Consider the following 15,873-nt stretch of genomic DNA (forward strand, 5'->3'; position numbering starts at 1 on the left):
TTTTAGCAAGTATTTGCCTGACTTATCACTACTTTAATTATTTATGATTTATATTTAACTGGCGATGCCCATTATGACTGATAAAATCTCTTTAGAAACTGACATGATTGATAACAATCATGAGCGTAATCAGCAATTAAAATATTGGCTGCAGCAAGTATTTGCAGACAAACCTTTTGTCTTAGACAGTCTACCTGGTGATGCAAGTGCCCGTCGATATCATCGCATTCAGTTTTCAGACAATCAGGAAACAGCAGATGTGCGTTATATTGTGATGGATTCTGCCGATGAGCAGGATGCCATGCGCCAGTTTATTAATGTTGCAGAGCTGATGTCACCTGCCATCAATGTGCCGAGCTTTGTCGCACAAGACTTGGATAAAGGGTTTTTGGTGCTACAGGATTTTGGCACAGTAGAGTTCGCTCATTTGCTCACGGATGCGGCACCTGCTCAGATTAACGACCATTATCAATTGGCTATGCAGACATTGGCTGATCTACAAACGGTGCCAGTTGAGACCGCAAAGTCTCAGCACCAGCTACCAGATTATGATGCTGAGTTATTAGATCGCGAGATGAATCTATTTAGCGAGTGGTTCATGCCTTATGTTGGCGTAGAGCCAGAGACAGCAGTGTGGGGTAATCTGAAGTCAGCGTTAATGACTGATATTTTACAACAGCCACAGGTCATTGTTCATCGCGATTATCACAGTCGCAACTTGATGCAAGACCAAGCAGATATCTCCCGCTTGGGTGTGATTGACTTTCAGGACGCTGTGATCGGGTCTTATACGTATGATTTGGTCTCATTAGTACGCGATGCGTATGTTGACTGGTCGGAGAGTCAAATATCTGGATGGGTTGATGACTTTTGGCAGTTGCAACAGCAAAGAGCCATCGCCACCACTGACACAGTAGCCCAGCTCGAAAACGATATGAACGTGATGGGCGTACAGCGCCACCTCAAGGTGCTAGGCATATTTATTCGACTATCTGAGCGAGATGGCAAAGACCGCTATTTGGCTGACATCCCTAAAGTGATGCGTGATTTGATTACCGAGTTAAACTGGCTGGCCGAACAGGGTAGTCATGAGATAAAACAGGCAGTACTACCGTTTAATCAGTGGCTGCAAAACACAGTTCTACCTGCGTATCAAGATAAATTTGAGATTGCCTCGCTATAAGCTGTATCAGAAAAACTGAACATTTAGACAATACAACAAGGAGCGCATATGTCGAATACTATGTCTACGCCTAACATTACACAAGCCATGATTTTGGCTGCTGGCAAGGGTACCCGCCTGCGTCCACTGACACTTGAGACCCCTAAGCCGTTGGTTGAAGTTGGCGGACAGCCACTCATTGTTTGGCACATCAAAGCGCTACAAGCGGCAGGTATTACCGATATTACCATCAATGTGTCATGGCTGGCAGACCAGCTCATAGACACGCTGGGTGATGGCTCTCAATATGGAGTCACACTGCATTGGTCTGTAGAAGATGATGAACCGCTTGAAACAGCGGGCGGTATTTTTCAGGCATTACAATCAGGTAAGTTACGAGACGAGCCATTTATTCTTGTCAACTCTGATGTTTGGACGACCTATGATCTTGCTCAGTTGCGAGACTACGAATTAGGTGCTGATCAGCGTGCGCATCTATTACTGATTGACAACCCAGAACACAATGATGGTGGTGATTTTGCTATCAATAACGGTCTTGCTAGTGAGCAGCCTGTTGGTGATGCAGACAAGCATACCTTTGCTGGTATCAGTGTCATGTCGCCGAAATTGGTAGAAGGGCTAGTATCAGGTCAGCCTGCCGCGTTGGCACCACTGCTCAAACAAGCCATGCTTAAGTTTCAGGTTACCGCTGAAGTCATTACCGACAATTGGATAGATGTGGGTACCCTTGAGCGCTTAGCCCAAGTAAACGAATTTATTGAACAAAACAGTATCGATAATCATCAAGGTCGACCGCGCTAAAACAAAGAACCCTTCGTAAAACCGCAGTCATAAAAAAGCCGCAATAAAAAAGCAGCGCCAATCAATCGGCGCTGCTTTTTTATTGCTATCAAATGTAATTATTAAACATTGTTGTTGATTATTAGGCCAACACTTAAACACCCATGGCCAGTTTGATTAACTGTGCAATCGTAAATACCACCAAAAATCCAGTTAAATACAAGCCAAAAAACCACGCCCATTGGGACTGTTTTTTACTGAGTTTTTTCATATAGATCTCCTGATTAGCTTCTGAGATGTGGTCACCACAAGTGAATAATGATAACCACAGTTTCTAGCTGATCTGCGAGGTACCGCCGTTTGCATTAGTACATCGGATTATGATCAGATTTACCTTTAAACGTATAGTAGGCAAAGGCGGTATAACTTAAGATAATCGGCAGCATAATAACAGCGCCAATCAACATAAAGGATAGAGACGTATCCGCTGCAGCGGCCTCATAAATCGTCATTTGATACGGGACAATATAAGGGAACATGGCAAAACAAACGCCAATATATCCCATCAAAAATAACACCACTGTCAATAAAAATGGACGATATTCACGCTCAGTCTTCAAGTCTTTACGCATGATAAAGAACAACAGCATGACGATGATAGGCATAGGGGCAAGGTAGAGTAGCTCTGGAAAACCAAACCATCCTTCAAGCGCATCGATATCAGAAAAATACATGAACGTCGTCACTACAATCATCGCAATGACTAAGGCAGTCAGCATCCAGCCAGATACGCGGCGAGCCCATACTTGTAGGGTGTGCTCTGTTTTTATGATAAGCCACGTCGAGCCCAGTAATGCGTAGCCGATAATCATTGCAAAGCCGCAAACGATAGAGAAAGGCGTTAACCAGTCAAATGGCCCGCCCGTGTACAAGCGATTGCTCGCCTCTAATCCTTGCACCAATGCCCCAAGCATAATGCCTTGAGAGAAGGTCGCGACCACTGAGCCGACAAAAAAGCAAGTGTCCCACACATGGCGACGTGTCGAGGATTTAAACCGAAACTCAAATGCCACGCCGCGTAGAATAAGACCAAATAGCATCGCCGTCACAGGCAAATAGAGACCGGTCATAATGATGCCATAAGCAACAGGAAACGCTGCAAATAGCCCGCCGCCGCCTAATACGAGCCACGTCTCATTACCATCCCAAAAAGGGGCAATAGAATTCATGATACGGCTACGGTTTTTGTCTGAGCCGGCAAACGGAAATAAAATCCCGCAGCCCAAGTCAAACCCGTCAAGCAGTACATAGACAAAGACCGCCAAAGCAATCAATCCGCCCCAGATAAGAGGTAAATCTAATACATCACCGAAGTTAAACATTAGCGTAATCCTCCATCGTCGACGTCATTTGCTGGAGCATCTAGGCCCTCTTTTGTACTTTTTTCATGGTTGATATCACCACTTAACGCACGACCTTGACTCTCTGTTACTGAGTGCTCATAGAAATTATCCTCAGCAGGATCTGTGTAAGGCTTTGGACCTTGAGCAATCAAGCGCAAGATATAAAAGCTACCTGCACCAAAGACAAAGATGTACAGCACGATGAATCCAATCAACGTGGTAGCGACTTGCTGCGCAGCGACTGGTGACATACTCTCAGCGGTACGTATAACGCCATAGACCGTCCATGGCTGACGACCCGTTTCGGTCACAAACCACCCTGCTAACAATGCAATAAACCCAAGCGGCGTCATCATCATCCATGCACGGTGGAACCAAACACTGTCAGGATTAAATTGTTGTTTTCTGAAATATTTATAGACGCTAAATAAACCGACTAGCACCATCAACATGCCAATACCAACCATGATACGAAATGCCCAAAATACAATAATGACATGTGGTTGATCTTCTGGCGCCCAGTTTTTGAGACCCTTCACTTCACCATCTAATGAATGGGTGAGAATCAAACCAGTCACATAAGGGATTTTTACTTCATATTTATTGGTTTGATTTTCTTGGTCAGGAATCGCAAAGAGACGTAATGCGGCACCGCGCTCATCCTCCCAAATACCTTCCATCGCAGCCACTTTGGCTGGCTGATGCTCAAGCGTATTCAGACCATGCTCATCACCAATCAGCACCTGTGCTGGTGCCACAAAGATGGCCATAATCATTGCCATACCTAGCATCACACGACCGTGCTCACGGTGCTCGACGTGTTTTTTGGATTGGATATAGTAGGCACCGATACCGCCAATGACAAAGGCAGTGGTCAAAAAGGCCGCCGTCATCATATGTGCGTAACGATAAGGGAATGAGGGGTTGAAGATAATTTCAAGCCAGTTGGTCGGATAAAGCAGGCCGTCTGCACCCATCATAAAACCTTGAGGGGTTTGCATAAAGCTGTTAGCAGCCAAAATCCAAAAGCCTGAAATCAGTGTACCGATAGCAACAATGGCAGTGGCGGCAAAATGCATGCGTTTGCTCACACGGCCCCAGCCAAATAGCATAATACCTAAGAAGGAGGCTTCTAAGAAAAACGCGGTCAATACTTCATAGGCAAGTAGTGGACCTAAAACGTTACCGGCTTTGTCAGAGAAGACGGCCCAGTTGGTACCAAACTGGTAAGACATTACCACACCTGACACTACACCTAGACCAAAGACCACGGCAAATATTTTTACCCAGTGCTTATAGACCTCAGCGTAGATAGGTTTGCCAGTTCTTAACCAACGAAACTCGAGTACAGCAAGCCAGCTGGCAAGACCGATAGAGAATGCAGGAAAGACAATATGAAACGAGATAACAAAAGCGAATTGGATGCGAGCTAGTGTCAGCGCATCGAGCTGGTCAATCATAAATGTAGCGAACATAAACGGTTACTCTCATCTGTTAGCTGAATAGCGCTGCCATCCGTACAACGCTCAAGTAACTGTCCGTAACTGTCCATCGATCAAAGGGGCAAGCATTACGGGCAATGGCTCAGTGACGTGGGCTTAGCAACGTTGGACATAAATTGCGGCTAAGTTTGCGGCTCACTGTTTAGCTGAATTGAATAATTTATGTCCCTATAAATTCATATATTACAGTCATGTGCTATAGATATATTATGCGCTTACCTAGATATACACGCAAGCAACCTAAAAGGTCAGTTGCATACCTAGCAGTCATCGAAAAAAAGCACTATCAATGTTGAAAAATAAAATTAACATTATTAAAAACAAAGCATTATGTACCAAGGGCTGCATTATTTAAAAGTGAAAATCTGTGTTGAAAGAGGGCTAGTTGTATCTCAAAAACCCTCATAAATAACAAAAATCTACATCATTCTTGTAGCTGCTTATGAAGGATTCTTCGCAACGTCAAAATAGTTTGCGGATTGGTTTGAATACTATGTCCACCATTGATAATCGTCTCAGAAGCGGCGCCGTCTAGATGCGCACTGGTATAAGGAACAATACCATCTGACAGACGCTCGGTCAGTGCTTGACTGATATCCTCGTCGACGGTGACAGCCGCGACTAAGGGTTCAGGCGGCAGTTTGGATTCATCGCTTGAAGTATCAGTAATAGCAGTACTGTCGTCGATGCTCTCTTTTTCTGTGGCTGCTTGTGATAGGTCAATCTTGGCGCCCTCTGGCTGCGCTTGTGCCAGTCCTTTGGTAATGTCAGCATCATTATTGGCAATAATGGAGTGATAAGTAATACGATCATTAATGGCAATGTCTTTGGTTAACGCTATAAAAGAGGATTTGTCACTAAGCTGGCTGGCACCGTTCTGTAAATAAAGCGCACCCAATGGATTTTCCGCCAAATCGCCTTGTGTTGCGATGGTCGCCAAATTATCCGTAAACGTTTTTACCAATCCCACTGGCAAATAAACAATCCGGCGCAGCGCACGGGTGAACCAGCGATCTGCGTAATCAGTACCGCGAAAAGGTGCTGACAAAAACACTGCCGTGTCTACTTGCGGTAAGATTTGTAGCTCAAACCGTTTCTTTAGCTCTTCTTCGCCAAAGGACGCTTTTAGCGCATCACGGATTTTCTGTTTTTCATTATTAGAAAGTGTGTCTTGGTCATTGAGCTTATCTAGGCCGTTGACCAAATTGTCATCGGAGAGCATCATGCGAGCGATGATAGCGCCCATACTGTGACTGACAATGACGCTATTGCGACTGGCACGATTTTGCCCCTCTGGGTCTGTCTTGTCATACGTGCTATTGATTAGGCGTTGAATCTGATAGCGGTTTTCTAAGATAGGCAAATTGGTTGGATAAAATATCTGCCACACCTGATAGTTGTCCCGCAGTTTGTCATCATTCAAGATATCGTTGGTCAGATTGACCCAAGTGGCAGGACTAGATGCCAGACCATGCAGCATAATCAAGACGCGCTTGTCAGGGTCATAAGGTTCGAGCATAAATAGCTTGGGCAGGCGCTCTTCTGGCTGGCGCGTGATGAGATTGAGATAACCCACGCTGTCTAACTGGTTCTCTGCTAGCCATAAACCATAACCGGCAGAAAAATTGGCCGCCAGCGGGTAGTCATCATTGAGAATATTGACGGTTTCGGTCTGGTAGGGATTGTACAAATGAATGTCCAATTGACGACTGTTCAGCACGTCTAGCACGCTGTCACCACTTGGTTTTATTAGCCCAGTCAGCAATAGATGCCCAGTTGGGTAAATGCGCGAGCTGGTCTCGCTGTCATTATCCTTGCCATCAGCATTGCTATTGGTGCGCTCATCTTCACTTGCCAATCTGTCTGACAGCGTAGAAACCAACAGCTGACGAATAGTGGTGGTGTAACGGTCATCTAATGAGGCAACCAAGCTGATGCCTAAGCCTGGACGCTTGCTAATAGAGTTCAGTCCAGAGAGGCGCAACTCGTAAGTTGAGACTAAATCTGCGAGTGCCGAGGATTGTTTATTCGCATTTTGTAGATAGTTGTTTTCATTAGGCAGATAGATATCAAGGTTATAGTCATCTATGTGTACCTTCATGACTTTGACTTGATCAATCGCTTTACCTTTTAGTGGTGCTCGATTGGCAATAGAGGCTTGATGATTGCTATCACGGTCAGTAGATGCAATGGGCAGATGCTCTATTTTTGTATTGCCAAGCAAATTATCTGAATTCTCAGTCGATCGATAGAGCTGCGTAATCACATCATTACTGGCGGCATTATAGATATCTTGGGTTTGGATATCGCTATCAGTTGGAATACGAGTCTGACTAGGTGTGCGGCTATCACTCTGTGCTGCGCCCTCAAAATCATGATCTAAGCTGTCATAAAATAAGTAGGTATAACTCGATTTGACGGCATCAAACAACCGCGCTTGATAAGCGGTTAGACACAGATTGGTGTCTTCTTGCTGGGCTTTGGCGTCTTCATCGCTTAAAGGCGCATTGGCATAGTAAGGGTCAAGTGGTGGGCGATCGAGGGCACTGCGGCAGCTCTGTGAGTCAGCCAGTTGACGGGCTTTTGCATAGTGTAACTCTGCAAAAATCGCTAATGCCGGACGATAATGCTTGTTTAAAATACTGTCGGTCAGCTGAGTCAAACATAAGTCAAATTGCTGCAGACAGGCTTGCTCATTAAGACCTGCTGATAGTAGAGCGGATGCGGTATCGCTACTCAGTTTGTCGTCAGTGACAATATTGCCACGCTGTGCAGTGATGGTTTTGGCAGTGGCTTGTTTTTCCACTGAGACGACGCTACAAGCAGGTAGTAGCGTTGTCGCTACTAATAAGAGAACTGCGGTGATGGGCAAAGGGGTTTTGGTAGCGTGTGTTACTACCTGTTTGCCAAGGCTAGCAAAAATCATAGGTCAGTCCAATAAACCGTGGTCATGAGTGCGAATAATGAGCGTAATAGCGATATGAATGAGTGTAGCGCAACTTTTGCTATTAGAGGATTTTATTTCAGGTGCTATAACGAAGATCTATGTACCAGATAATGTGGTCAAATTAGCGTTATTGATGCTAAGCATACTTAGGTTTTCAAAGCGCATTTGTATTTGAGAAAAATAACAAAGACTAAATATCTTTGCGAACACCCTATAGTTCTCTGACTATATCGGTAGGCACAAAAAAGCGCGTTTGCTTTATCAATAAAACAAACGCGCTTGGTATCTGACAATGACATTACTTATAAACCATTAGTATCCGAAAAACGGATTAGGCACCTGGTTTTACGTTGATATTAGGCGCAGCGATATCCCAAATGTAGAATTTACCATCTTCAATCATCTTAATCTGCTCAGGAATGACTTTGTTATCAGGATTTTGCCCTTCAAGGCGACGTAGACGCTCTAATGCATTGGCTCTACGATCACTCAATAGATCTGACTGTGCCAAGCTTTGTTCCGCTTCGGTGTAGCCCAAAGACACAGCGCGATCTAGATATTTCTGTCCTTCTTTGAATCCGCCACCCTCTGACAGCATCATGCCATACAAAAAGTTCGCTTCGGCGCTACTCGGTTGCAGCTTGATAGCGCGGTCAACATATTGACCCCCGCGCACGGTATAGTCTGACCCTAAGTCAAGATTACGGCCCATACCATTGAGCTTAGCTGCACGTAGCAACACCTCGTAAGAGGCTTCTGGTGACTTAGCATACGGCTCAATCCAATCAGCCAATACTTTGATTTTTTCACGCGTGTAATGACGCTGCGTCCGGTTAGGAAAGTTTGGTGGATAATGACGAGCATTAGGCGATACATCTGCGATGAAATCATCGAGCAAGCTGACATCAAGCTTGTTTGTGCCAAGGCCTTTTTGCTGAGGAACCAATACGGTAGTAACAAAACTCATGTCTGAGAGTTGTACTTGCGGCGTTGGTATATTAGGCAGCTGACCACTACGTAAGTCGATACCTGGGGCTGTCATTGGACCTGGCTCATAAACGCGAGTGGTACCGCTCATCACAGGCGCATCATTTGGCATCATCATTTGCGATGCTGGTGGAGTCATCTGTGGCTGTGCAGCACTGACAACAGCATTGTTTTGCGGTGCATTATTGAACTGCATGTTAGCTGTTGATTGGGCGTTACTCGCAGGTGCAGGTGCAGGTGCAGGTGCAGGTGCTGATGTGCTTGGCTGAGCTGGGCTAGTGGTCGCGTTAGGACGAGCCAATCGGATCACACGTTTACTTGAGTCCATCGCACTTGGTACGGCCATAGACGTCGCTGCGGTATCAGTTGCTGCATTGACTGGCGCAGATAGCATCATCGCGCAGGCAGCAGCCAGTGCAGTGAGTGTGGCAATCTTTGGTGACTGGCTGTTAGAGAGAGTCGCTTTCATAAAAAATGTTACCTTATTTGATTTATTTGACGGTTATTTATGCATTGATTGGTAGATTCTTTGGATATGTCTTTACGCTAAAATAAGACCATTACAAATACCCTAGCAAATTGAGCGTTAGGCTATCTGTGGTAGGACTGTTAATCATCAATGCGCATCATATCTAATGACATCAGTCACACTATTGATGAAAGATACCATATCCACTATTACAAATGATATGCAGTGGCTTTCATACGATTGGCCATCCAGCGCATGGTATGGCGTATCGATGGTGATAATGCTGCGCCGCCACTGGCCAAGGCCAGCTCACGATGATGCAACTCCTCGATATCCATCTGTGCCAGTATTTCTTTTGAGCGTGTATCATGCGCGGGCAGTTGTCCGATATGCTCTTGCAGATGTTCGCTGACCTGTGCCTCTGTTTCTGCGACAAACCCTAAGCTGAACTCATTAGAGATTGCGCCTGCGACAGCACCTAGCCCGAACGACATGCCGTACCAAAGCGGGGTAAAAATACTGGCATGGCTACCAAGCTCACTCAAGCGAGTCTCACACCACACAAGGTGATCGACTTCTTCTTCAGCAGAGTGTTGCATGGCCTGTTTGACACCGCTATCTTTGGCAGCGAATGCTTGCCCATGGTACAGACCTTGTGCGCATACTTCGCCAGTATGGTTGATACGCATGAGACCTGAGACATGTCTTGCCTCTGTGATAGTCAGCTCAGGAATTTCATCACTACTGACAGGTAGTGGACGAGTGCTAAGGTTTGAATGCGGCACGACAGCTCGTAAGGCCTTGTCGACGCCAAGTAATAATTGGTCGATTTTAGATAAAGGGCGCAGGGCCATGGTTCACTCCTGATGGCGTTGAGCATTATCGATAACGTTAGGTATATAGTGCTACAGCTTTAAATCTTAGCAACCAAAGCCAATCAATCCATATCTTTAGGAGAGTTGTTCTGGGTTAAATGGCTCTGGTCGCTATATATTTAACTTTTTAATAATACAAATTTCAGTGAGGCAATTTTAACTATACAGCGTGCTCATCTTCGGTCTGAATCACCGCGTGTTTAATGTGCTTATTGAGCTTGATATACAAAAAAGCACCAAAAGCAATATTGAGCAGTCCTGTCACCATAAATAGCTGTGGTAGGCTCAGGCCTAAGGTATTTAAAATCACAATCGCAAAAATCGCTGAGGTGACCATAAATATCGCATTAAAGATATTGTTGGCACCAACTACGCGTGCACGATGACTTTTGGGTGCATATGCTTGCATCGACGCATATAAAGGAACGATATACAAACCACCGCTGAATCCCAAAAAGAACAAATCAATAAAGACGCGTAAGCTGCCACTGATACCAAACAAATCACTGATACCCAATAAGGTTCCATTATTCACATTTATATCGAGTGCGGAAAGTGAAAAGTACAAATCAACAGCAAAGATACTCAAACCAGCAATACCAAAGGGCAACAAACGTAAACTGACTTGGTTTTTGGTAAAGGATTTGCATAGCAGCGAGCCGATTGAGACGCCGACAGAAAACAAGGTCAATAGGAAAATAACCACCGACTCATCACCGTTCAAAATCACCTTACTAAATTCTGGCACTTGGGTCAAAAAAGTTGCCCCATAAAACCAAAACCAGCTATTACCCAGCACGACAAAAAACAAAAAAGGCAGTGAGTATAAGTAGCGTACCGTAGACAAACTGGTCGTAATGATATTCCAGTTAATCTTCAATGTCGGCTGCATCGCTGGCATGTTAGGGATGTAACGTGCGGCCAGATAACCAAAGACTGCGACGACCAAGACCGTGGCACTGATCCAATACAGTGATTGAGACAGTTGGGTGAGGACACCTGCGACAATCATACCAACGAGAATAGCTAGGGAGGTGCCCATCTGAAACAGACCATTAGCACCGACCAATTCGTCTTTATTCATGGCCTGCGGTAGATACGCGTATTTAATCGGGCCAAAAAAGGTCGAATGCGTACCCATCAAAAACAACGCCACAAACAATAACGCATACCACTCAAACACAAAGCCAATCGCGGCAATGGCCATAATGACCAATTCAAGCAGCTTAATAAACTGGGTAAGCTTTGATTTTTCGTACTTATCAGCAATTTGCCCTGCCAACGCCGAGAATAGGAAATATGGCAGTATGAATAACATCGCTGCTAGATTGTTTAAAATACTGACTTCCATTCCCAGCTGGCTAGCTGCGGTATAAGTCAGTACCAGAATGAGAGCTTGCTTAAAAATATTGTCGTTAAATGCGCCCAAAAATTGGGTAAAAAACATGGCACTAAAACGGCGGTGCTTAAATAACTGGAACTGACTGGACATGGATATTCCTACAGATAAATCGCGGCTGATAGAGTAAAGAGCAGTGCTAACTATAGTTATTTATATAGTCATAATCGTTAATATTATCAAAAACTTATCGAAATATAGCGTAGGTTTTATCGATATTAAGCCGTATAATAGCAAGGCTTCATAAAAAATACATGTGACGGGCGCTATGATTTCATAATTATCTAAGTTATGATTTGTAAATTTTGCATGATTGCTTTATAAGGTGTGGTGCCCATACCTTTGTGCATTACTATTTGCTAAGGTCGCTATCATTTGTATCATGACACATCGTACGGTGATAGCGCACAGCACAAGATGGCAATCTGAGCGGTCAAAATTAAGAGCAAGGTAGTAAACCATTAATTGCAGCCAACTGCTATAAGTTTATTCACCGGTCAGACTGAGCGATGGTTTATCGCTGACACAGCTGCGCCGCGTGAGATGATAGGACGTAAATATGACCCAGCAGCCTTTAAGTCGAGCACCTCATGCAACACTGACACCGCATCATACAGTTATTATGCAAAACGATAGCGGTGTTCACTGTGCTCACAATACTGCGCCGCGTGTGCATTTTTCGCGTTCAGCACTTTTTACAGCGCTTGCCACCAGCCTGATAGGCATTGCCCCTGCGGCATTGGCAGATACCACAAATTATAGCAACTACAGTAATGACGCCAATCAGTCCAAAGCTAATCAAGTAGCTGACGATGAAGCAACCACACTGTCAGCAGATGACAATCTACCAGAAAATAATCAACCAGCAGATGATACAGAAAGTGACAGCCAACTCGATGCTGCTTTAGATGCACTGCGTCTAAAAAAAGCGGTCGAGCAAGGTATCATCGAGCAATCGGTATTAGACGATTATAGAGAACAAACCCTCAGTATCAAAAAGCCTAACGCGAATAGTGTCTCTTCTCAAAATAGTAGCACCCAACCCAACAGTTTAAAAAGTAGCAGCACTCAAAATAGCAGTAGCGCTCAAGATATAGACACGTTCGACGAAGACGTGGCGCTGCAGGCGGCTGTCGTACAGCAACAGGGCTATCAGATGATGACGCCTGAACAGATTGATCGTGAGCTGGCTGCGCTGGATCTAGAAAATTCGCAAGACATTAACGGCCTGAACAGTCAAAACAATAGCAGTAACAACGACAGTGACTTTGATGTACCTGTTGCGATGCTTACGGACACGTCACCGCCGATCGGGCTAGACATCGATTTAGATGCGACCAGTGTACCCACGCCGAGTAATCTTGAGACCTTGGGTCAGAGTGACTCAACTATAAAACAGGCTGCTGCTACCACGCTGTCGCGCCCAATCACGGTGACTGACTCTGTAAGTAATGGGCGTGCCAATCAAGAAAACGGTACCAGTAGTACAGACAGTATCACTGTAGAAAACGCTATCAATAACGATGAAGTCATGACGGTTAGTGATGATGTAGCGGCTAGTGACAATACAGGCAGTGAAGTGGGTACCACAGCTAATATTATCAATCCTGATGACTACTTACCGGATTATCAAACCGACACTCAAGCAGTCGATCAAAGTATTAATGCCACTGAACAGAAAAAGCCACGCGCGCGTAACAGAGGCAATATCGTAAAACGTCTCTATAATCGTTTTTTTGGCGATGGTGTCATAGCGCTGCCAAATGTAGAAACCACTATTTATCTACAGCAAGCAGCCGATAAAAACAGTGACATTGAAGACAATGACATTGAAAACAGTGCCGACAGTGGTTTAATGGGTACTCGCTCAACGAGTCTTGACGCTACGAGTGATAAGGTAAAGCTCGTTGAAGCAGATACTGATGTGCAGCCAATGAAAAATATCAAAGCAGCACTCGATGAAACGACCGTACAATCACTCGTTGATTTTACAGCAGCTCTGCCACGCTTACGACAGACTGCGATGGATGCTGCTAAAGCAGTTGGTTATTACGAGGTTAACTTACGGCTGCGTCAGCCCAATCGAGATACGATCGAGGTCATCATCGAAGATTTGGGTGAGCCGGTACTCGTGGATAGCCGCATTGTCGAGATTCGCGGTGAAGGTAGTGAGCAAGAAGAGTTTATCGCGCTCCAAGAAGAGTTGCCGCCGCAAGAAGGTGATGTCTTCAATCACCGTGTCTATAAAAGCAGCAAGGCTGCGCTCGAAGCGCTGAGCAATACCTATGGGTATTTTGATCAATACTGGTTAAACAAATCGGTTGATATCATCTTGCCCGATAACAAAGCCGATGTGTCTTTGGTCTATAACACTGGGGATCGCTACGCATTTGACGATGTTGTGTTTTTTACTTATGACGCAAAAACCAATACCTTAACCCAAGATCCTGACAAGTTGCCAGTTGAGTTGTCATTGTTGCAGCAGTTATATGGCTTTACGCCAGGACAGCCTTTTTATCGTCCTGATGTGACCAAATTTAGTAATGATTTATCAGCGACGCGCTATTTTAATACCGTCAATGTCGAATCGATACTACCACCAGATGATAGCAGTAGAACCAGTACTTTGGCATTCGATAACGCACCAAATAATAGCAGTAACACGTTAGATGATGATGTGGATAGCGGTGATGGTTCAGAAGCTATTAATAATAACGATAACGATGTGCTAACAGCATTTAAAGACGGTCAGGCCAGTGCAGAAAACACCAGTAATGACAACAGCGACATTGGTGCAGCGGGTGACAGTACATCAGGTAGCAGTAGCGGCGAGACGGTCAATCCTGCTGACATAGCGGCTATCGAGTTTGAAGCGGATGAAGCCACCCTCGATAAGCTAAAGGCCATCCAGCAAAAAGCAGATCGTCTCAGCCGTTTGCCAAATGACCGCGTACTTGATGAGAAGCAACAAGAAACAGACAGTATCTTGGGTAAAATCAGTGATTCAATTACCAATGTCGCACAAAAAATATTCCCTGATGAAGTCAGTATACTCGCTGATGAGAACTTTGTACCGCCAACCTTAGCAGGGCGTAAAACTCCGCAAGAAGTAGCAGAGAGTAAAAAAATACCGCTCTATGTGTTTGTCGCTGCCAACAAGCCGCGCGATGCGCAAGTTGGACTGGGTTATGGTACCGATACAGGCGTTCGAGCGACAGCAAAAATAGACTATAACCTCCTTAACCGTCAGGGCTATCAAGCAGGCGCGGAGACTGAGGTATCAAGAATTAGTAAAAACGTCGCAGTCTATGCGAGCAGGCCATGGAACCATCCGCTGAATGATAAGTTAGATGCGCGCCTCACCTATGAAGAAGAAGTCATTGATCAAGGTGAAGGCAACTTTGATCTATCGACCAAAACGCTCAAAGCTGCCTTGGCACGCAATATCCGCCGTGATAATGGCTGGAACCGAAGCTACTCTGTGCGCTATCGTTTAGATGAGCTTGAAACGGGCGTTGATGGGGCAGCACTTGATGACTTGCCAATCCGCTTCACCTCATCAAGTCCAAAACAAAGAGCGCTGTTGTTTGGTTATGGCATGAATAAAACTGAAGTTGATAATGCGACCAATCCAACGCAAGGTATCCGTCAGTATTATTCGATTGAAGCAGGCAGCGACGCCGCGTTAAGTGATACAGATTTGGCGATTGTACGAGCTGGTGTCAGCGGTATCTATAGCTTTGGTGAAGATAAAAAGCACCAAGTGCTTGGTAGTGTTAATACAGGCTATATCTGGGCAGATGATTTTTATGATGTGCCTTATAAACTGCGCTTTTTTGCAGGCGGTGATCAAAGTATCCGTGGTTATGACTATGAGAGCTTATCGCCATTGGACAAAGGTTATTTGACAGGTGGTCAGATACTAGCGGTCGGTAGCGCAGAGTACAATTACGAATTTAAACCTGGATTCCGCGGCGCGTTCTTTACTGATGTTGGTAATGCGTATGACAAAGACTTTGAAACAGAGACAAAAGTCGGTGTCGGTGTCGGTATCCGCTGGGCATCTCCAGTAGGTATGGTACGTGTTGATGTGGCCGCTGGTGTGACAGAGGAGAGTATTCCTGTGCGACTACACTTCTTTATTGGTTCCCCTTTATAATGGTATAGCGGCCTAGTTTTGTCATAGTATTATATAGTCGATTCAATTTAAAAATAATACAAGGCAACCGAGTGTAGATGTATATTAAATACTTCAAGCGAGGTTAACGCAGTAATAATTTTATAGTGGAATGACTATAGTCTAGCCCTTAAACCGCTTTATATATTAT

9 protein-coding genes are annotated in these 15,873 nt (G+C 44.8%); 3 read left to right on the forward strand and 6 right to left on the reverse strand.

Features of this window, described 5'->3' with window-relative positions:
* The first annotated feature begins 73 nt into the window (after positions 1-73).
* The gene (locus IP510_RS00735; protein WP_194362897.1) at positions 74-1,183 is read left to right on the forward strand and encodes an aminoglycoside phosphotransferase family protein; all 1,110 of its coding nucleotides are present in this window, start codon (positions 74-76) and stop codon (positions 1,181-1,183) included.
* 48 nt (positions 1,184-1,231) lie between these two features.
* The gene (gene murU, locus IP510_RS00740) at positions 1,232-1,984 is read left to right on the forward strand and encodes an N-acetylmuramate alpha-1-phosphate uridylyltransferase MurU (RefSeq protein ID WP_320154163.1); all 753 of its coding nucleotides are present in this window, start codon (positions 1,232-1,234) and stop codon (positions 1,982-1,984) included.
* A gap of 344 nt (positions 1,985-2,328) precedes the next feature.
* Here murU and cydB read toward each other — a convergent pair whose 3' ends face one another.
* The 6 genes from cydB to IP510_RS00775 all read right to left on the reverse strand — a co-directional run bounded on the left by cydB (position 2,329) and on the right by IP510_RS00775 (position 11,638).
* Positions 2,329-3,345: a cytochrome d ubiquinol oxidase subunit II gene (gene cydB / locus IP510_RS00750; protein ID WP_194362899.1), complete on the reverse strand. Its 1,017-nt coding sequence runs from the start codon at positions 3,343-3,345 to the stop codon at positions 2,329-2,331.
* A complete protein-coding gene (locus IP510_RS00755; protein ID WP_227669401.1) occupies positions 3,345-4,841 on the reverse strand; it encodes a cytochrome ubiquinol oxidase subunit I in 1,497 nt (498 codons plus the stop codon). The genes cydB and IP510_RS00755 overlap by 1 nt, the downstream gene beginning before the upstream one ends.
* Before the next feature lie 451 nt (positions 4,842-5,292).
* On the reverse strand, positions 5,293-7,794 hold the full coding sequence (locus IP510_RS00760; protein WP_227669402.1) for an esterase/lipase family protein: 2,502 nt from the start codon (positions 7,792-7,794) through the stop codon (positions 5,293-5,295).
* A 352-nt stretch (positions 7,795-8,146) separates the two neighbouring features.
* Positions 8,147-9,271 carry a tetratricopeptide repeat protein gene (locus IP510_RS00765; RefSeq protein WP_194362900.1) on the reverse strand — a complete coding sequence of 375 codons (1,125 nt, stop codon included), beginning with the start codon at positions 9,269-9,271 and terminating at the stop codon, positions 8,147-8,149.
* Positions 9,272-9,480: 209 nt separating this feature from the next.
* Positions 9,481-10,119, reverse strand: a complete 639-nt coding sequence (coq7, locus tag IP510_RS00770) for a 2-polyprenyl-3-methyl-6-methoxy-1,4-benzoquinone monooxygenase (RefSeq protein WP_265087550.1) — start codon at positions 10,117-10,119, stop codon at positions 9,481-9,483.
* A gap of 187 nt (positions 10,120-10,306) precedes the next feature.
* Positions 10,307-11,638, reverse strand: a complete 1,332-nt coding sequence (locus IP510_RS00775; RefSeq protein WP_194362902.1) for an MFS transporter — start codon at positions 11,636-11,638, stop codon at positions 10,307-10,309.
* Positions 11,639-12,104: 466 nt separating this feature from the next.
* Here IP510_RS00775 and IP510_RS00780 point away from each other — a divergent pair, with 466 nt between their 5' ends.
* A complete protein-coding gene (locus IP510_RS00780) occupies positions 12,105-15,704 on the forward strand; it encodes an autotransporter assembly complex protein TamA (protein WP_194362903.1) in 3,600 nt (1,199 codons plus the stop codon).
* Positions 15,705-15,873: the final 169 nt, after the last annotated feature.

Source organism: Psychrobacter sp. NG254 (assembly GCF_015277735.1).
GTDB lineage: Bacteria > Pseudomonadota > Gammaproteobacteria > Pseudomonadales > Moraxellaceae > Psychrobacter.